Here is a 19,437-nt window from a genome sequence, read left to right as displayed (position 1 = left end):
AAGAACTCCCCTTTTTTAAGGGGAGTTCTTATTTATGATAATCTAATTTCCATTTTCTTTTTTAATTTTCCAAAAAACAAGATAGAAATCAAAACTATTGTTGCTAGTGAAGAAATCATTATTAACCAACCCCACCATTTTAAGCTTTGCTGTTGAATTAAAATACCAAGCGGAATTATTGAACCAAATGCAAGTCCCATGGTAACTGCTTCAAGTATAAGAGTTTGGGAGATAGAAAAAATCCTATTCATATTAACAATTTTCAAATTAGAAGATGAAATTGCAAAATATGCCCCTAATATAGAACTCATTGTAAATAGCAAAAGTGCAAAAAGCAAACCTAACAGAACTAACAAATTTAATGAGTAGAAAATGCTTGATACAATAAAAATAATTAGGAGCAGTATAATATTAATCAAAACCGGTATAGCTATTTTTGAAAATACAAGAGTTGAAAACTTAACTGGGAATACCGATACATACTCTATTTTTGAAATCTCAGATATCATTAATATTCCTGTTTCAAGTGCTATATAAAAGGTGAAAATAGGGATTGTAAACATCAGTGGGCTTAAAATATCTTTATTAAGAAACATCATGAAAATGCCAAAACCTATTGGATACAAGACAAAGTATAAAAATTGCTCATACCTTATTGTGGCTTTTAAATCTTTTTTTATTATGGCATTCAAAACTGAACCCGAGCCTTTTATATCATATCTTTTTTTAGAATTTCTTTGAATAGGTTCAAAACCAATTTTGCTGGATATTATTCTAAATAATATAAATAATATTGCAGCAGATATAATTGAAAAAATCAACGTTTTTGTTGAAATAAAACTCCATGCCAAAATATTATATTCTTTTGTAGAAAATAAAAACATTTTCACCAAATTCTGTAATTCTGCAACATCAACATCGACTAGTGCAATTATAAAGAAATAAAAGAATATTGATAAAAGAACAATTATCATATAAAACCTTCTTGTAAATGATTTAGAAGTTTTTCCCCCAATCAATATTGCTATTGTAGATGATAATAAAAGTAAAAATGCTAGGTGAACAATTAATTGTACAATACCTATAAGAATATTTCCTTTTGCTGCAATTAAATAAGCTAATGTCACAAATACAAAAAAGACAAGAACATAAATTTGAGATATTGTAGCTGTAAATATCTGAAATACCGTTAAGGTAGTTCTTGAAATCGGCATTGTCAACAAAATCTCTAACTCATCGTTTCGAGAAAGAGAATACATCGCAAGGCCTATAAATCCTACAATGAAAAATAGCGACAAAATCGAAACCCAAAAAAGAAACATAAGCCTTGAAGCCGCAGGATCTACCATATAAAGTTTTTCAAAGATCTGTTTTGAGAAAACAAACACAAATATTCCAAGTGGGATAGAGCCAATTGCATAACCTAGAAGTTGCTTTGAAAAATTTTTACTAACAGAAGACTTTTTACTCTTTGAAGTATTCATATAAGGATTGGAAAGATACTTTAATAAAATTATAAAATCTCTCATTATTTCACCCCTTATAGCATTTCAACAATATTTTTTATATCTTCTTCTTGGGCTGTGAGTTCTAAGAATAGATCTTCTAAAGACTTATTCTCACCATTTCTCAAAGTTTCCATGGTTCCCTGAGCGATTATCTTTCCTTTATCAATTATTGCTATTTCATCACACATTTTTTCGGCAATCTCTAAAATGTGTGTGGTCAAAAATATCGTAGTACCTTGAGAAGCATATTTTTTCAAAAGCTCTTTTAAAATCTTTGCGCTTTTTGCATCAAGACCTACCGTAGGTTCATCTAAAAATATTACTTCCGGTTTTCTCATCAAAACACTAATGAGCATTAACTTTTGCTTCATGCCATGCGACATATCAGAGACTTGTTTAAACAGATAATCAACTCCAAATGCTTCGGATAATTCTTGTATCCTATCTTTTACCTCTTTTCCATTGACTCTATAAATATCCATCACAAATTCTAAATATTCATATCCTTTTAAATGATCATAAATTCTAGGCTCATCAGGAACTACACCTATTCTTCTCTTTATTTCTAGCTCATGTGTTTTCATATTAAGTCCAAGAATTTCTATCTCTCCACTTGTTGGTCTTAAAGAACCAGTTAACATCCTAATAGTTGTTGTTTTACCCGCACCGTTTGGTCCGAGAAATCCAAAAATTTTTCCCTTTTCAACTGTTAAATTAATATTATCCACTGCTACAAAATTTCCAAATTTCTTAGTTAAATTCCTTGCCTTTATCATTTAACCACCCCCTGATGTATTCAGAAAATTTTTCACAAAACTCACTCAATTTTGGAAAACCCAATAATCTATGTGTTTTACGTGAAATTCTAAAAATAGCCTTATCTTCCTTTACATTTACTGTAAATCCTTTTCCATAGAAAATAGCAGATCTATTAAAAGGGGCAAATACAATAATTGGCTTTCTTGTATATTCTCCTTTTTCACAAGTTTTTGCAATTTGCTCTGCTACTTTAGAATTATAAATCCAATTATATATAGGTGTCCTCTTCATTCTGTAAATACTAAATATTGCAAAAATTGATACTATCCAAATATATTTAGGAAACAACAAAATTAGAAATATAAATATTCTAGAAAGCATCGAAGCAAATGTTAATCTATGACTAATATAATTAAAAACATTCATCAAAATACCTAATAAAACAAGAATATACAACAAATAATTACTTTTGTCGAAAAATATGGAAAGTGCAATGCCAACAAATATCAAGAGTGACCAAAACTCGCTATCTCTTAACAAGATACTTTTTCTATCGTATCCTAGAAATTTTAAAATAATAAACCTAAAAAGTACTATAAAAATAAGTGTAAATATTACTTCAAGCATTATTCAACCACCTCAATCAAATCCAAGGAAAGAAATTTTTTAATTGCAAATAAAATATCAAATTCATTTATGCTTATTTTGTTTGATATTTCACAAACTGTTATCCCATTTGAATTTACTGGTGGAATTAAAAATAGTATTTTCCCCTCTACTTCATTAAATTTAATCTTCTTATTATTCAAAATTACACCTTTTATTGTCTCTTTATTTAAATCATAGCTATATTTAAAATCTCCGGCCTTTTCCCTTACTCTTTTTCCTTTGAGATTAAAAATGTTCAAAATTTCATCTATATCAATGGTGATTTTTCCACCAATGTATCTATACTTTTTTGAAGGTCTTCCCACTTTTCTTTCCTCTTTAAATGAGACTATATTAAACTTTTCCATTATTTCAAGGTACCTCTGAACTGTAAAAGTATGATAGCCCAGTTTTTTTGCAATTGTACTTGGGTTCATATTTGGATTATTTTTCAAAAAATTAAGCACTTCAAAAAGCTGTGGTGATGAAATTACCTTTAAAAGTTCATTCATACTATCACCTTATTACCATTTATTTCAATTCCATTGAAATTATATCCTATATGAAATTATATGTCAAATTTTTACAAAATAATATTAGATTTACTCTCTGATATGAAAAAATAATTCTCTATCAGCAATTATTCATTACAGAATTTATATATTGTTCTTTTTAAGACTATTTAAATACTTTTTCTCTAAGATATATTTATGCTAAAATTTATTAAAAATAAGCATCTTTTTTTACAAAAAAGTTTCAAAACAATCAACTTACATAAATTGAATTTCCTATTACTCTCTAAAGGAGGGATTTCATGAAAAAAAACACTTTTGTAATTTTCATCTTAATAGTACTCTTATTAACAGCTTCATTAACATTTGCAAATAGTGAAAATACAGAGTCAGTGAAATATGGCTTCTGGTCAGTTATTCCACCTTTATTAGCTATCGTTTTAGCCTTTATCACAAAAGAAGTTATACTTTCACTATTAATAGGTGTTTTTTCAGGAGCAGTAATTAATGTCTTTGCAACATCTAATTCTAACTTTTTTATGAAAATAATAGAAAGTTATACGAAAACTTTTGAATATCCTGTAAACGCTTTAGCAGACAGTTGGCATGCAGGTATAATTATATTTACACTAACCATTGGAGGATTAGTCGGAGTTATTGCAAAAATGGGTGGAACTAGAGCAATTGCTAATGCTCTTGCAAAAAAAGCTAAAACTCCAAGAAGCGCTCAATTAGTAACTACATTAATGGGTGTTGTTGTGTTTTTTGATGATTATGCTAACACCCTTATTGTTGGTCCCACGATGAGGCCTTTAACTGATAAATTAAAAATTTCGAGGGAAAAATTATCTTACATTGTTGATTCAACAGCCGCACCTGTAGCAACTATGGCTGCTATATCCACATGGATTGGTTATGAATTAGGACTAATATCAGATGCATTCAATTCTCTAGGAACAAGTGTAAATCCATATAATGTATTTTTCAAATCAATTCCATATAGAATGTACGGCCTGTTTGCATTATTTATGGTATTTATGGTCGGCCTTTTGCTAAGAGATTTTGGTCCAATGTACGATGCTGAAAAAAGGGCGAGGTTAACTGGAAAAGTATTAGCGGACAATGCCGAACCAATGCTATCAACTGACTTTGAAAAAGAACTAGATAACTCAAATGTTCCTCTGAAAATTTCAAATGCTTTAATACCAATCCTTACACTAATCATCTTTGCATTTATAGGTTTATGGTATTCGGGTGGAGGAATAGAAAAACCTTTCAACTTAGAAGGAATTAGAAATGCTTTTGGTGATGCAGATGCTTCTGCAGCACTAATTTGGGCATCAGCTCTGGCAAGTATTATTGCAATCATCATGGCTGTTTCTCAAGGTATTATGACTCTAAGAAAAGCGCTAGAAGCATGGGTTGAAGGCGCAAAATCGTTGGTTATAACTACAATAATCTTAATTTTGGCATGGTCTATAGGTTCTATTGCAACTGATCTTGGTACAGCAGATTATTTAGTAAAAATAGTCTCTTCATCATTTCCAGGTTGGTTAATTCCTGCCTTAGTATTTATTCTTTCGTCAATTGTTGCATTTGCAACAGGAACTTCTTGGGGGACAATGGCTATAATGCTTCCTCTGGCTATTCCTTTAGCAGCTGCATATACAGGAAATGAACCTTCAACATTAGTATTTGCTACTTTGGGAGCTGTTTTAACAGGTTCAACATTTGGAGATCATTGTTCGCCTATTTCAGACACCACAATTATGTCTTCAATGGCTTCATCCGCTGATCACATTGATCACGTTAAGACACAACTACCATATGCAATTACAGCTGCAAGTATTGCCATTATCGGCTACCTGTTGGTAGGAATTGGTGTACCAATTTGGATTTCTTTAATAATTGGATTTTCTTCTATATTAGCAATATTAAGATTTTTTGGAAAATCAACCAATCCAAAAGATTTAAAAGAAGAAATGCAATAAAAGAGAGAGGGAACCCCCTCTCTCTTTTAGTCTAAAACTATCACTTTTGAAAATAGTATATATTTACCTTCTTATTACTAGGAAAAGTAAAGGTTATACAATTAATCTCTTTTTCTATTTTTTCATAATCTTTAACTACATATGCATTTTTTGTTGAATAGGAGGTTTCAAAAGAATCAAAAGGGGTGGTGTTTGGAAGGTTATAAAATGTTATCCAGAAAAGATCTTCTGAATACAATTGGAGTAATTCACGCTCAAGTATTTCAGAATACATTTTTTGTTGATACTCAATTGACGTGAAAACGGCAGTTACAGCTACAAAAACAAGGACTATAGCTATAACTGCCTCTATATAACTCATACTTTCACTCTTCAATCCATTCTTTAGCTGTTCCTACAACATAATCTCTTTCTATTTCTATCTGCTCTCCTGTTTCCATGTTTCTAAGTATCACAATATTTCTTTCAAGCTCATTTTCACCTACAATTACACAGAGTTTACATTTCAACCTTGCTGCATGTTTTAATTGAGCACTTAAACCTCTTTCCATTGTACTAAATACCACAGATATGCCATTGTCCCTTAAATCTTCAGCTATTTTTAATGCCTCAATTCTTGCTTGCTCTCCAAGGTGAGCAACAAATATCTCGTTATTCTTTATATCTTCAACTGGAATTTTTTCATTTTTTAACGCTATAATAAGCCTTTCTATTCCCATTGCAAAACCCAACGATGGTGTTTGACTTCCTCCAAGTTCCTTTATTAATTTATCATATCTTCCCCCACCACCAACTGCACTTTGTGCTCCAAGGTCTCCATGATGAATTTCAAAAACCACACCATTGTAATAGTCAAGGCCTCTTACAAGAAGCGGATCTTCTACATATTTAATTTTTAAATTATCCAGTAATCTTTTTGTCTCTTCATAGTGGTGTTTGCAATCATCACATAAATAATCTGTAATCTTTGGAGCATCTTTTACATATTCAACGTCAACTTTACAATCGAGCAATCTTAAAACATTAGTATTATATCTTCTTTTGCAATCATCACATACGTAATCTAATTTATCTGAATAGTACTCTTTTAACGCATTTTTATAATTTGCTCTACATTTATCACAACCAATAGAATTGATCTTTATAGTATAGTTCAAAAGTCCAAGGTTCTTTAAAACTCTATCAGCAACAATTATTCCTTCTGCATCTGCAAGTGGTGAAGGAGAACCAATTAACTCTACTCCAAATTGATGAAATTGTCTTTGTCTTCCCTTTTGAGGCCTTTCGTACCTAAACATAGGACCGATATAAAATAACCTTTTGGGTAAGCCTGTTGCCATCATCGAATTTTCAATAAATGCACGAATGGTTGGAGCAGTTCCTTCAGGTCTTAACGTAATACTTCTTTGCCCCTTATCCTCAAAAGTATACATTTCTTTCTGGACAATATCCGTTTCCTCTCCAACACTTCTTATAAATAACTCTGTGGCCTCAAAAATGGGAGTTCTTATTTCTGAATAACCATATAGCCTTACAGTTTCTTTAACAACATTTTCAATATAATACCAGTACTTAATATCATCTCCAAAAATATCCTCTGTACCTTTTATTCGCTTGTACACCGTTTTTCCACCTCCGAAAGTCTCTGCCTTGCTTCTATTTTACCCTCTTTGTTTACATAACTCCAAATTTTCATTCCAGGTATTTTAAGTGCCTTCTCATACATCTCTTTTGCTTTTTTACATTCTTTTTTCTTTTCATACAACTTTCCAAGTTCTACATAGGTATAAACATGGTTAGGATTAAGCTCAAGTGCTTTTAAAAGATGGGTTTCAGCAAGTTCTAATTTCCCAAATGGTGTTTCAAGGTTTAATATGCCATATAAAAGATGGGCAAGGTATTGATCTTGCCCAAGCTCAACCGATTTTTTTGCATAATTAAAAACTTTTGACGAATAAAAAAGTGCTAAAAGATAGTTTTTTTGAACATAATGCCCGTATACAAGAGCTGCTGCATAATAAACTTTCCAGTAGGTTTGTTCCTTTTCTAAAAGCTCATCTACGTACTTTTTGGCTAATTCTTGATAATCATTTTTTGGTATATTTTCACCCCAAAAATATAAATCTGTATATGCAAGAATTACTTCACATTTAAATTCAAGAGGTAATTTTTCATATTCCAATGAACTAAGTATACTTAATACTTTTTCTTGATTTCTCTCGCCAACAGCCACCTGAAGATCTACCATATCGTATGAAAAAGAAAAAACAGAAATTAAAATCAAGCTAAAGAACAAACTTTTCAATTGCAAAAGCTACTCCCCCTTCGTTATTTGAAAGGGTGACAAACCGTGATGTTTCTTTTGCTTCGTCACATGCATTACCTACTGCAACCGGAAAACCAACCAATTTCATAGCTCCTAGGTCGTTATATCCATCCCCCAAAAACATAGTTTCTTCACTTTTTACATTAAAATAATTCATTAAAAAGGCTACAGCTTCCTCCTTTGAGGATCCTGGACCAAAAAATTCTATAAAGCTCCAGCCATCAACAACTGTACTTTTTACAACGCTATATTTTCCAGGATACTTTTGCTTTATTATATCATTTATATACCAAATTTTTGATTCATCTCCTATTAAAACTACTTGCGCTACCTTTTCTCTCGATATATATCTTAAAACATCATCCACATACCTTATTCTCCAACTATTTTGCTTAATATAGGTTACAAATCCTCCGTTATGTTCCTTGTCCATATACATATCAATTTCATCTAAAAAATATGAATACAAAATGTAATCGAGTTCAAATTTTCTTGCGTAATTTATAAGGTCCTTTGCAATGGCTGACTCTAATAACGACTCGTACAAAACTTTATTCTCCAAAGGCATGTAGATAAAAGCACCATTTTGCAGTATAACAGGGACATCCAAACCTAATTCATCAATATACCTTTTAGCCGAATAATAATTTCTACCCGTTGCAATACTTACATGAATCCCTTTTTCCATAGCTTTCCTTAAAGCAAAAACATTTTGGGGTGGTATGTTTTTTTGATCATCTAATAATGTACCATCTAAATCAGTAACTATTAACTTTATCAATACAGACTTCACCTCACTATTTCGACTTTGCCCATATCACCAATAACAAACTTCATAGCTTTTGGCTTTTTTTCATTATTTACAATCTGCACATTCTTGCCTATAAGAGATGAATCAATAGGGTATGGAAGATTCATTAGCTTAACATGACTCATCAATATGCTGTTTTCTATCTCACAATCTTCAATCACTGCATTATTTCCTATTGACGTGTATGGTCCAATGTAAGAATCTTTAATTATACAATTCTTACCAATTACAACAGGTCCTCTAATAGTACTATTTATAATCTCACTATTTTCTCCGATTGATACCCTCCCTTGTATTACACTTGAAGTATCAACTATACCATCAATTTGCACTTTAAAATGATTATCATCCAAAATTTTTCTGTTGGCCTCTATTAAATCTTCAGGTTTTCCTGTATCTTTCCACCAACCGTAAACAACATGCCCTTTTACTTTATAATTATTCTTTATCAAATATCCAATTGCATCTGTTATTTCAAGTTCCCCACGCCACGAAGGTTTTATGTTTGCGATTCCTTCAAAAATAGTATTTCTAAATAAATAAAGTCCGATTATAGCAAGGTTAGATATTGGCTCTTTTGGCTTTTCTACAACTTCTATTATTTTTCCTCCTTTTACAACAGCCACACCAAACCTTGAGGGGTCCTTAACTGGTGAAAGTAATATAGAAGCTTTCATGTCCTCATCATTTTTAAATTCTTCAACAAATGATGTTATATCATCCAATATCAAGTTATCTCCAAGGTACATCAAAAAATCATCATCTTTAAGAAAATCTTTTGAAACCATTACAGCATGAGCAAGCCCTTTAGGCTCCTGCTGAAGAATATATTCAATCTTCAAGCCAAATTTTTCACCATTTCCAAAAAAATTCTTAAAGTCTTTTATATTTTCCGGATTTACTACAATACCAACTTCTTCAATTCCAACACTTTTTATTTTTTCAAGACTGTATGATATTACAGGTTTATTTGCTATTGGAATTAAATGTTTAGCTATAGTGAATGTAAGTGGCCTAAGCCTTGTCCCTTTTCCAGCACACAAAATCAAAGCCTTCATATTCACCCTCCTCTTTTTTATGTCTAATTGATTATAGCATGGTCTGTACTTTTCTAATAATCTCTTCAGGAGAAAATTTACTAACTCTTGCAAGATTTTTGTTAGTATATTCTTCAAAATCTTTAACTGCCTTAGACAAAGAAAACATCTCTTCAAATTTTTTAAACTCTTCATCTGTTTCTATTTCCGCTAAATATTTAACTTTTAATGGATAATCAAGCTCTATAAATTCATCAACAATTACCTCGGCTTTCTCCATTAAAAGAAAATATCTTATCTTAGCAATCACTGGTTTTTCTCTTAAGATAGATAAATCTTCCAATTTTACTTCATGTTCTTCTTCAAGTCTTTTATAATCCCCAAAAAGATGTGATTTAAAAGCAACAACCCAATTTTCACGCCCCTGTGAATCTATAGTATACCTTATTCTACATTTTTCACCTTTAATAAATACACATTTCTCCAGATACCACTGGATAACTCCCAACTTATATATTGCTTTTTTTCTAAGATTCTGAAAAAGCTTTTCATCTACAAGATATTTTTTTTCTCTTTCTACCTTCATATTTTTAATTATAACATCTTTCTTATATATTTTCATAAATTTAAATGACACAGATATCTTAAATTTTTTAATAAAACATTTTATTAAATAGAAATTTCATATCTTTCAATATTTTTATTTAAATTTTTATTATTGCTAAAAAAAACAAATCAATAAAATATTATTATTGAAAAGATCCTGCTTATAAATCAATTATTCACAATCATACAAAAGATTATTTTTTATTTTTCTACGCAATTAACAGAAAAGAAACATATAAGAAACCTTAAAATTACTTTACTCGTGATAAAATTACAATGAGTTTAAAGGTAATTTAAAATGGGTATATCATTCCATAATAAAATAGGAGGTGATGTTTTTATGAAATCAATTAAGGGAAAATTATTAATCTTTGTATTAATGCCAGTAATTGCCCTACTTATAATAAGCACTTTTTTAATATCATTTCAAACAAGAAAATCTGTAGAAGATTTATCTGTTGAAACTGCTCTTGAAATTTCTCAAAAAGCTTCACAAATAATTGAGGAATGGTTAAATGGTATTTTAAGAGACGTTCAAAATTTTGCCGATAACAGTTCAGTAATAGAGGCATTAAAAACTAGAAACTGGAAAGATCTAATGAGCAATGAATTAAATCATAAACTTTCATCAAGGACAGATTATGAAATGTTTTTTATAGCATATCCAGATGGAACAGCTCCTACAACTTCAGGTGTAACTGCAAATATAAGTGACAGAGAATATTTCCAAAAAATAATAAAACAAGGATATAAATACTATATTAGCGATGCACTAATTTCGAAAGCAACAGGAAACGATATCTTTGTAGTTACATCCGCAGTAAAAGATCAAAATGGAAAAACAATTGGTTTGTTTGGAGCTGCAGTAAAATTAGATGATCTAAATAAAATTGCTGTTGAAACAAAAGTTGGAGATAAAGGATTTGGATGGATAATTGATTCAACAGGTCTTACGATTGCACATCCAGATGAAAAAATTAGAATGAAAGTAAATATACTTGAAGCATCAAAGCAAGGTTTTAAAGGCTTAGATACTATAGCTCAAAAGATGCTGGAAGGAAAATCTGGCTATGGAAGTTATACAAGATCAGACGGTAGTGAAGTTTATGTATTTTACTCTCCAATAAAGGTTGGAAAAGGTTGGTCCTTTGGATTAACTTTGTATAAGTCTGAACTATTTTCATCAGTAAACAAAATTACCAACACTACTATAATGATTTTCTTGTCCGTTATTATTTTAATAAGTATCTTTATTTATATTTCATCATCTTACTTTATATCAAAACCACTTACAGCGATGGTTAAAAATATACTAGAATTTGGAAAAGGAAACTTAACGGTAAAGTTTATTGCAAAAGGAAAAGATGAAATAGCCCAAATATCAAATTCTCTTCAAAAAATGGCTGATATGTTAAGAGAAAGTTTTTCTCAAATAAACGAAACTTCTTTAAATCTGAACTCATCTTCAGAAGAACTTGCAAATATTGCTGATAACTTAAGTGCTAGTGCTCAGGAGCTATCAGCACAAATAACAGAAATAGATAATTCAATTCAAAATGCATCTGCATCTGTTGAAGAAGTAACAAGTGGAGTGGAAGAAGTTGCAGCAAGCGCTCAAAATGTTTCAAATGCCGCTCAAAATATTTCAGATAATGCAAATAAGATGGCTGAAAACGCAAAGGAAGGCGAAAAAGAAGTTGTTGCAATTAGCGAGATTGTGGAAAAAGCAAAGGAAATAAGCTATTCAACTGAAAAAATTGTAAAAACTTTAAACGAAAACACAAAAAATATCGACGAAATTGTTCAAACAATTAATTCAATAGCAGAACAAACAAACTTGCTAGCACTGAATGCAGCAATAGAAGCAGCAAGAGCTGGAGAAGCTGGGAAAGGATTTGCAGTTGTTGCTGATGAAATTAGAAAGCTTGCTGAAGAAAGCAAAAATGCAACAACTCAGATCTCAGAAATTTTAAAAGACATTCAAGAAAAAATTGAAAATACTGCAAAGGCAAGCAATCAAACAGTTGAAATAATAGAAGAAGCATCAAATCAATCAAAAATTGCAAAAGAAAAATTTGAAAATATATTAAGACAGATAGAAAGTATTACAGATGAAATAGATAATTTAGCAGCAAGTTCTCAACAGCAAAGCGCATCGGCACAAGAAATGAGTAGCGCAATGGATGTAGTTTCAAAAGCAATTGTAACAATATCACAACAAGTTGACGATATAGCAAAATCAGCCCAAAGCCAAGCAAAAACAAGTGAAAAACTAGATATTTCTTCCGAAAATCTAAACAAAATAGCAAAAGATCTTGTAGAAGAAGTCAGAAAATTTAAAATTTAAAAAAGCTATTATACTGAAAAGTCCCTCTTCTATTTTAAAAGAATAGAAGAGGGACTTCTTTTATTTTACAATAACAATTTTATATTAAACTAATTATTAAAAAATGGTAATTTTTATATATCTTTTATTGCATATTTTCAAATAAAATGGTATCATATTTTGTGAAAAGAACAATTGGAGGAAAATAATGGAAGATTTTTTAATTATCTTATCCCTAGTTTCATTAATTTATCTTTTTGAAAGAAAGCTATACAAGATTTCTTCAGCGCTAATACACATATTTTTTTCATTACTTTTTCTATCAATTTTTGAATTTTTTAAAATTAAATACTCATTAAGTGAATTTTTTTGTATAATGCAGGATTTGATTGGTGTTTCTCTTATTCCTGCAATTTTTTCTTTTTCAGAGGATTTTTATGGAAAAAAGAAAAATTATAAAAAAAGGTTTTTAATATCAATCCCGCTATTTTTCTTAATAGTAATTAACAACATTATTTTCCACAAACAGTTAGCTAATTCAAAACTTTCAAACTTCTTCCTTATATTTTATGCATTAATTATTATCATACTATCATTTAAAAACATCTTTAAAGCAAACGTTGAAAAGAAAGTAAAAATAAATATTTTAATAATATTCCTCTCTCTTTTTGGATATTACGCTTATTCAACAATAACTAATAATTTCAACATACCAATCATCTTACTCTTAACTCTAATTTCATTTATTATAATCGAATTTATTCTTTTAAGAAAGAGTTGGATTAAAGTACTTGAAGATGCAAAAGAAAACCTTATTTTAAATATTAGCGATGGAATAATACTTGTAGATAAGAATAATTATGTTCTTGACCTTAATAAACCTGCCCAGAAAATTATAGGTAAAGAATTTAACCAAATAATTAACAGAAAACTTGAAGATAATTTTAAAAACGGACAAATAATTGAAAAAAATGGCAAATATTACTCTATAGAAGTCATTGATTTTGAAAAGGGATCCATATACTACTTTAGAGATGTAACCAAAGAAATGAAATATTCAAAAAGGCAAGAAATCGCAAATATATTATTCCATAACCTTTTTAATAACATACCTGATCCACTTGCCTTAGTAACTCCTTCCGGAAAGATTGTAGACTGCAACAGTGCATTTACAAAAACTTTTGGTTATAAAAAATTAGAAAACATTGAAAATATCGTGCCAGATTATTTAAAAGAAGAATCAAAAATCTTGATTCTTCAAATACTAAAAAAAGGACATGTAAGTTACGAAACCGTCAGAAAGAGTAAAAGTGGTAAAAATATATTTGTCAGAATTTATGCGTCAAAATTTGAAATTGAAAATCAAACATTTATCTATATAATCTATTCTGATATTTCAAAAGAAAAGAAACTATCACAACAAATCTCTAATCTTATAGAAAAAGATCCTTTAACTAAAACATTTAACAAAGTATACATTATTAAAAGGCTTAAAAACCTCAAACCACTCCTTTATCATTCATTAATATTTATTGACATAAAGGATTTTCAAAGAATCAACTCCTTAAAGGGAAATGTTTTTGGAGATAAAGTTCTCAAAATTGTTGCAAATAAACTAAAGGAATGTACAAATTATATAATTTCAAGGGCTCACGCAGATGAATTTTGGATATTAGCAGAAGAATTGGACATAGATGTAAAAAAAGCTTACAGTAAAAATAAAGAACTTATTTTGCATATAGATAATTGTTTGAAAAACATCAAAGTTGACGATACTTCACTGAAATTTCACATAGGAACATATATTTTCAAAAATGATGAAAATATTGATGAAGTTATAAGAAAAACAAGCCTTTCCCTTTCAAGATCAAAAGACGAAGACAAAATAATAACTTATTCAAAAGAAATAGAAGATGAAATAAGAAAAGAATTAGAGAAAGAAATTCAAATAAAGAAGGCAATTGAAAAAGGCGAATTTATACCATTCTTCCAGCCAATAGCAACACACAATATGGAAATTGTGGGGGCCGAAGCATTAATAAGATGGGTTAAAGATGGAAAAGTAATACCACCGTTTGAATTCCTTGATTTTCTAGAAAAAACTGGTCTTATAGAACAAGCATCAAAACAAATATTTGAAAATGTATGTAAATTACTTTCTAAAACAAAAAAACTGAAATTTGTTGATGTTAATATCAGCCCTATCCAACTAAAAAATACCAACTTTTCAAAAGATTATCTAAAAATACTTGAAAAATACAATATACAAAGCAGTCAAATTACAATAGAAATTACAGAAAACCTCTTCATTGATTACAACGATATTGTTCGTGAAAATCTTAATCTACTAAAAAGCGAAGGATTTAAATTATGCCTTGATGACTTTGGAACTGGTTACTCTTCATTAAATTATTTAAGAAATATTCCATTTGATATAATTAAAATAGACAGAGAATTCATAAGTAATATAGACGATGAAAAAAATCTAAATCTCTTAAAAGCAATATATAGTATAGCAGAGTCTTTTAAAATGGGGGCAATACCTGAAGGTGTCGAAAATGAAAAACAACTTGAAATTTTGACTATGATAGGTTTTAGGTTATTCCAAGGGTATTATTTTGGAAAGCCAATGCCTGAATCAGAGTTTTTAAGTATTTTAAGTTAGTATGATTAATTTTGGAGGGAACATTTTGAAACAATACATAGAATCAATCAAGAATTGTAGCCTTTTTAAAGATTTAAATGAAAATGAAATTTTAGAAATTACAAAAAAATCCAAAATTTTAACATTTGAAAAAGATGAAATAATAAAACAAAGGAATGATCCAATAGATGAAATACTAATTCTAATAGAAGGAGAAGCTTTGGGTTTGTTTGTAAACGAAGAGGGACGAGTTATACAAATAGATCATATGATAGCTCCAAAAACGCTTGCAATCGCAACTATATTTTCATCAAATCCAAAATATCCAGTTGATGTAGTAGCAATCAAAAAATGTAAAATTTTAACACTCTCCAAAGATATTCTCATTCATGAAATGATGAAAAACGAAAAAATATTAAAAAATTATCTACAAAATGTCTCTGACACATTTATATTTATCACCGATAGATTTTATGAGATAACACTCAAAAATCTTATTCAAAAGGTATGTTCATATCTTTATGACTCCTTTAAAAAACAAAATTCTAAAACTATAAAACTTGAAATGTCTAAAACCGAACTTGCAAGAGAATTTGGAGTAACTCGCCCTGCACTATCAAGAGTCTTTATTGAACTTGAAAAGAAAGGAATTATAGAAATGGAAGGAAAAAATGTAAAAATTAAAGATTTAAGATATATAGAAGACTATGCAACCTATTTTTAAAAAATTCCCCATCCAAGCTAGGATGGGGAATTTTCTATTCTCTACAGATTGGCATCGACATACATCTAGGCCCTCCACGACCTCTTGATAGCTCACTTGAAGGAATTTCTATAACATTAACTCCTCTTTCTCTTAACAACTGATTTGTCACATAATTTCTTTCATATGCTATAACCGTTCCAGGACTTATTGCTAAAACATTTGAACCATCATTCCATTGTTCTCTTTTTGCAGCTATTTCATCATCTCCTCCACATTTAATAAGCTCAATATCATTTCTTTCAAGATATTTTTTTAGTACATCTTCTAACTGTAAATCTTCTTCTGTTACCTCAAATTCGTGTTTATTTTTCTTTAAGACATATACATGCAAGCTGGTTTCAAGTTTTGAATGAACTAAAAATTTATTTTCACTAACCATTGTAAAGATTGTGTCAAGATGCATATACGCGCGCTTTTTTGGCATATTTATTGCAAGTATAGTATCAAAGCTTTCGTCTGATTCATAAAATATTTTATTTGCAACTTTTTCTATAGCCTCTGGATCCGTTCTTTGTGAAATTCCAATAGCAAGGACTTTATCAGATAATACTAAAACATCCCCACCTTCTATAGAAAATGGTTCATTCATATCATAATAAATAGGAATATCACTAAATTCATCACTATATTTTAATACATACTTCATAAACAATGATTCCCTTCTTCTTGCCTTTGTTTTCATTCTATTAATTAGCGCTCCTCTTCCTACAAAAGCAACAGGATCTCTTTGAAAATAAAGATTTGGAAGTGGAAGAAGATAAAATTGTTTATTTAAATGAACAACTGTTGAAAAACTTTTTTTGTTTAACTTAAATTCATCAATCCTTACCCCGCCTATGATTTTTCTTACCATTTCTTTTGTTTCAAAAGATAATAAATATTCCTTTAAAGCTTCCAATATATATTCATTTTTTACCTCGCTTAGATTTAAATATTCATCCACAAACTGTTCTTTTAACCCTTTTTTTTCTAAAGTATTTGTAAGTAGATCCGTAACATATTTAACCTCAACACCATTATCTTTCAAAGCCTTGGCAAAATAATCATGCTCTTGTTGTGCCTTTTTTAAATATGGGATGTCTTCAAACAATAGTTCTTCTAATAAATCAGGTTCAATATTTTCTAACTCCAATCCAGGTCTATGAAGCAACACAATTTTTAATTTCTTTACTTCAGAGTAGACATTAACCTTCATTCTTTCATCCTCCTTTTCGATATCAATTATATTAGATTTTAAATAAAAAGTAAAACTTTAAATATTACAATTAACTTTAAGAATGATATATTTTTCACAGTTAATTTTTCATTTTAAAGATATGCATCAGTATGCGATGTATTCTTATGCATACTCGTGCATACTCAATCTTAAACAAATATAACTTTAAAACAAATAAATATTCTCGAAAAACTGTTGTTTTTCAAGATTTGTTTGTTTTGATAAATAAAAAAAACAAGTGTATAATTAAAATACCTAATTGTGTTTTAAATATAAAAAAGTGGGAGGAGATAACATGCCAGTTAATCTTAAAGGAAGAAGTCTTTTAACATTAAAAGATTTCACAGCTGAAGAAATTAAATACCTTCTTAACCTTGCATTTGATTTAAAAGCTAAAAAAAGAGCAGGTATAAGACAGGAACTACTTAAAGGAAAAAACATTGTTTTAATTTTTGATAAAACATCAACAAGAACTAGAACTGCTTTTGAAGTTGCTGCATACGATGAAGGTGCACATGTAACATTCCTTACCAATAGTCAAATGGGTAAAAAAGAATCAATAGAAGATACCGCAAAAGTCTTAGGAAGAATGTACGATGGTATTGAATACAGAGGCTATAAGCAAGAAGTTGTTGAAGCACTTGCAAAATATTCAGGAGTTCCAGTATGGAATGGTTTGACTGATGAAGCACATCCAACCCAAGGTCTTGCAGACGTTATGACAATGATGGAGTTTATACACAAACCACTTAACCAAATGAAACTTGTTTTTGTAGGTGATACAAGAAACAACGTAGCAAATACTTTAATGAGAATTTCTTCAAAACTTGGTATTCACTATGTTGCAGTTGGTCCTGAACAATTAAAACCATCAGATGAAATCATGAATGAAGCACTTGAAAACGCCAAAGAATCCGGAGCAATTATTGAATATACGCCTGATCTTGATGGAGTAAAAGGAGCAGACGCTATCTACACGGATGTTTGGGTATCAATGGGCGAAGAAGACAAAATGCCAGAAAGAGTTGAACTATTAACACCATATAGAGTTGACATGGATTTAATTAAAAGAACGGAAAATCCGAACGTTATTTTCTTACATTGTTTACCATCATTCCACGACTTTGAAACAACAGTTGCAAAAGAAGCAAAAGAAAGAGGATTAGATATTCGTGAAGTAACCGATGAAGTATTTAGAAGCAAACATTCTAAAGTCTTTGATCAAGCTGAAAATAGAATGCATACCATAAAAGCTGTTATGGTAGCAACCCTATAATCAGGTAGGAGGCAAAAATATGAAAAAATTGGCAGTTGTTGCTATTGGTGGTAATGCAATTAATAGACCAGGAGAAAAACCAACAGCAGAAAATATGTTCAAAAATATAAAAGTTACAGCATCATATCTTGCAGATATGATTGAATTAGGTTACAGAATAATAATAACTCACGGAAATGGACCACAAGTTGGGAATCTACTAGTTCAACAGGATATTGCAAAGGATACTATTCCACCATTTCCAATGGATGTATTAGGTGCAATGACCCAAGGATATCTTGGATATATGATTTCTCAAGAGTTGAAAAATGTATTAAATGAAAGAAAAATAGATAAGGAAATTGCTACAGTAGTAACTCAAATTGTAGTAAATAAAGATGATCCAGGATTTAAAAATCCAACAAAACCAGTAGGTCCATTTTATAGCGAAGAAGAAGCAAAAAAGATTATGGAAGAAAAAGGTTGGATATTCAAAGAAGATGCTGGTAGAGGATGGAGAAGAGTAGTTCCATCACCAATACCACTTGATGTTATTGAAAAAAGAACAATAAAAGACTTGGTAGAAAATGACGTTATAGTAGTAGCAGGTGGTGGTGGTGGGATTCCAGTAATAATCGATGAAAAAGGAGAAATAAAAGGAGTAGAAGCAGTAATAGATAAAGATAGAGCATCAGCATTAATAGCAAAAGAACTTGATGCAGATGAATTCATAATCCTTACAGCTGTAGAAAAAGTATATCTCAACTTTAACAAACCTGATCAAAAGCCACTTGATACAATCACAGTAAAGGAAGCTGAAAAATATATGAATGAAGGTCATTTTGCAAAAGGAAGTATGCTACCAAAAATAGAAGCCTGTATCTCCTTTGTAACATCAACAAATAGACCAGCACTCATCACCGATATGGAAAAACTAAAAGATGCACTAGAAGGAAAAACTGGAACAAGGATTATTCCATAAAACTTTAAAATTTATGGCTCCCAAAATGGGAGCCATTTTTAATAGTAAAC

General features: G+C 30.0%; 17 protein-coding genes. 6 read left to right on the top strand and 11 right to left on the bottom strand.

From position 1 onward, the window contains the following. Window positions 1–32 precede the first annotated feature (32 nt). Genes OB7_RS04955 through OB7_RS04940 form a run of 4 tightly spaced genes read right to left on the bottom strand, consistent with a single transcriptional unit; the run spans window position 33 to window position 3,427 of the window. Window positions 33–1,529, bottom strand: coding sequence for a hypothetical protein (locus OB7_RS04955; RefSeq protein WP_004101225.1), 1,497 nt, complete (start codon window positions 1,527–1,529; stop codon window positions 33–35). Window positions 1,530–1,540: 11 nt separating this feature from the next. Then, the gene (locus OB7_RS04950; protein ID WP_004101224.1) at window positions 1,541–2,284 is read right to left on the bottom strand and encodes an ABC transporter ATP-binding protein; all 744 of its coding nucleotides are present in this window, start codon (window positions 2,282–2,284) and stop codon (window positions 1,541–1,543) included. Beyond that, on the bottom strand, window positions 2,259–2,894 hold the full coding sequence (locus OB7_RS04945) for a hypothetical protein (protein WP_114702675.1): 636 nt from the start codon (window positions 2,892–2,894) through the stop codon (window positions 2,259–2,261). Before OB7_RS04945 ends, OB7_RS04950 begins: the two co-directional genes overlap by 26 nt. Then, a complete protein-coding gene (locus OB7_RS04940) occupies window positions 2,894–3,427 on the bottom strand; it encodes a hypothetical protein (RefSeq protein WP_004101223.1) in 534 nt (177 codons plus the stop codon). The genes OB7_RS04945 and OB7_RS04940 overlap by 1 nt, the downstream gene beginning before the upstream one ends. A 302-nt stretch (window positions 3,428–3,729) precedes the next feature. Here OB7_RS04940 and OB7_RS04935 point away from each other — a divergent pair, with 302 nt between their 5' ends. Further along, window positions 3,730–5,418: a Na+/H+ antiporter NhaC family protein gene (locus OB7_RS04935; protein WP_012580011.1), complete on the top strand. Its 1,689-nt coding sequence runs from the start codon at window positions 3,730–3,732 to the stop codon at window positions 5,416–5,418. Between the two features lie 40 nt (window positions 5,419–5,458). Here OB7_RS04935 and OB7_RS04930 read toward each other — a convergent pair whose 3' ends face one another. From OB7_RS04930 to OB7_RS04905, 6 genes are read right to left on the bottom strand one after another with little or no spacing between them, the layout of a single operon-like run. Then, window positions 5,459–5,779: a hypothetical protein gene (locus OB7_RS04930; protein ID WP_114702674.1), complete on the bottom strand. Its 321-nt coding sequence runs from the start codon at window positions 5,777–5,779 to the stop codon at window positions 5,459–5,461. 4 nt (window positions 5,780–5,783) lie between these two features. Then, a complete protein-coding gene (hisS, locus tag OB7_RS04925) occupies window positions 5,784–7,040 on the bottom strand; it encodes a histidine--tRNA ligase (protein WP_114702673.1) in 1,257 nt (418 codons plus the stop codon). After that, window positions 7,025–7,729 carry a tetratricopeptide repeat protein gene (locus OB7_RS04920; RefSeq protein ID WP_249031018.1) on the bottom strand — a complete coding sequence of 235 codons (705 nt, stop codon included), beginning with the start codon at window positions 7,727–7,729 and terminating at the stop codon, window positions 7,025–7,027. Before OB7_RS04920 ends, hisS begins: the two co-directional genes overlap by 16 nt. Further along, complete coding sequence (locus OB7_RS04915) at window positions 7,704–8,525, bottom strand: HAD family hydrolase (RefSeq protein ID WP_114702672.1); 822 nt, start codon at window positions 8,523–8,525, stop codon at window positions 7,704–7,706. The genes OB7_RS04920 and OB7_RS04915 overlap by 26 nt, the downstream gene beginning before the upstream one ends. 8 nt (window positions 8,526–8,533) lie before the next feature. Beyond that, on the bottom strand, window positions 8,534–9,613 hold the full coding sequence (locus tag OB7_RS04910) for a glucose-1-phosphate thymidylyltransferase (RefSeq protein ID WP_004101209.1): 1,080 nt from the start codon (window positions 9,611–9,613) through the stop codon (window positions 8,534–8,536). Window positions 9,614–9,644: 31 nt separating this feature from the next. Further along, the gene (locus OB7_RS04905; protein ID WP_114702671.1) at window positions 9,645–10,214 is read right to left on the bottom strand and encodes a CYTH domain-containing protein; all 570 of its coding nucleotides are present in this window, start codon (window positions 10,212–10,214) and stop codon (window positions 9,645–9,647) included. A gap of 324 nt (window positions 10,215–10,538) precedes the next feature. Between OB7_RS04905 and OB7_RS04900 the strand changes: the two genes are divergently transcribed. From OB7_RS04900 to OB7_RS04890, 3 genes are all read left to right on the top strand, one after another. Continuing rightward, the gene (locus tag OB7_RS04900; protein ID WP_114702670.1) at window positions 10,539–12,545 is read left to right on the top strand and encodes a methyl-accepting chemotaxis protein; all 2,007 of its coding nucleotides are present in this window, start codon (window positions 10,539–10,541) and stop codon (window positions 12,543–12,545) included. A gap of 187 nt (window positions 12,546–12,732) precedes the next feature. Next, entirely contained in the window at window positions 12,733–15,189 is a 2,457-nt protein-coding gene (locus tag OB7_RS04895) for an EAL domain-containing protein (RefSeq protein ID WP_114702669.1), read from the top strand. A gap of 25 nt (window positions 15,190–15,214) precedes the next feature. Further along, a complete protein-coding gene (locus OB7_RS04890) occupies window positions 15,215–15,892 on the top strand; it encodes a Crp/Fnr family transcriptional regulator (protein ID WP_004101205.1) in 678 nt (225 codons plus the stop codon). Between the two features lie 34 nt (window positions 15,893–15,926). Here the strand turns inward: OB7_RS04890 and arcA are convergent, their stop codons facing one another. Next, window positions 15,927–17,129 carry an arginine deiminase gene (arcA, locus tag OB7_RS04885; RefSeq protein ID WP_114702668.1) on the bottom strand — a complete coding sequence of 401 codons (1,203 nt, stop codon included), beginning with the start codon at window positions 17,127–17,129 and terminating at the stop codon, window positions 15,927–15,929. Between the two features lie 316 nt (window positions 17,130–17,445). On the opposite strand from arcA, the gene argF reads away from it, so the two are divergent. Further along, entirely contained in the window at window positions 17,446–18,426 is a 981-nt protein-coding gene (gene argF / locus OB7_RS04880; RefSeq protein WP_004101204.1) for an ornithine carbamoyltransferase, read from the top strand. Between the two features lie 19 nt (window positions 18,427–18,445). Then, window positions 18,446–19,387 carry a carbamate kinase gene (gene arcC, locus OB7_RS04875; RefSeq protein WP_004101201.1) on the top strand — a complete coding sequence of 314 codons (942 nt, stop codon included), beginning with the start codon at window positions 18,446–18,448 and terminating at the stop codon, window positions 19,385–19,387. The last annotated feature ends 50 nt before the right edge of the window (window positions 19,388–19,437 follow it).

Origin of the sequence: Thermosipho africanus Ob7, assembly GCF_003351105.1 — a bacterium.
In the GTDB taxonomy this organism is placed as follows: domain Bacteria; phylum Thermotogota; class Thermotogae; order Thermotogales; family Fervidobacteriaceae; genus Thermosipho; species Thermosipho africanus.
Note: the sequence above shows the minus strand (reverse complement) of the source record. Positions and strands in the feature narration are given on the sequence as shown.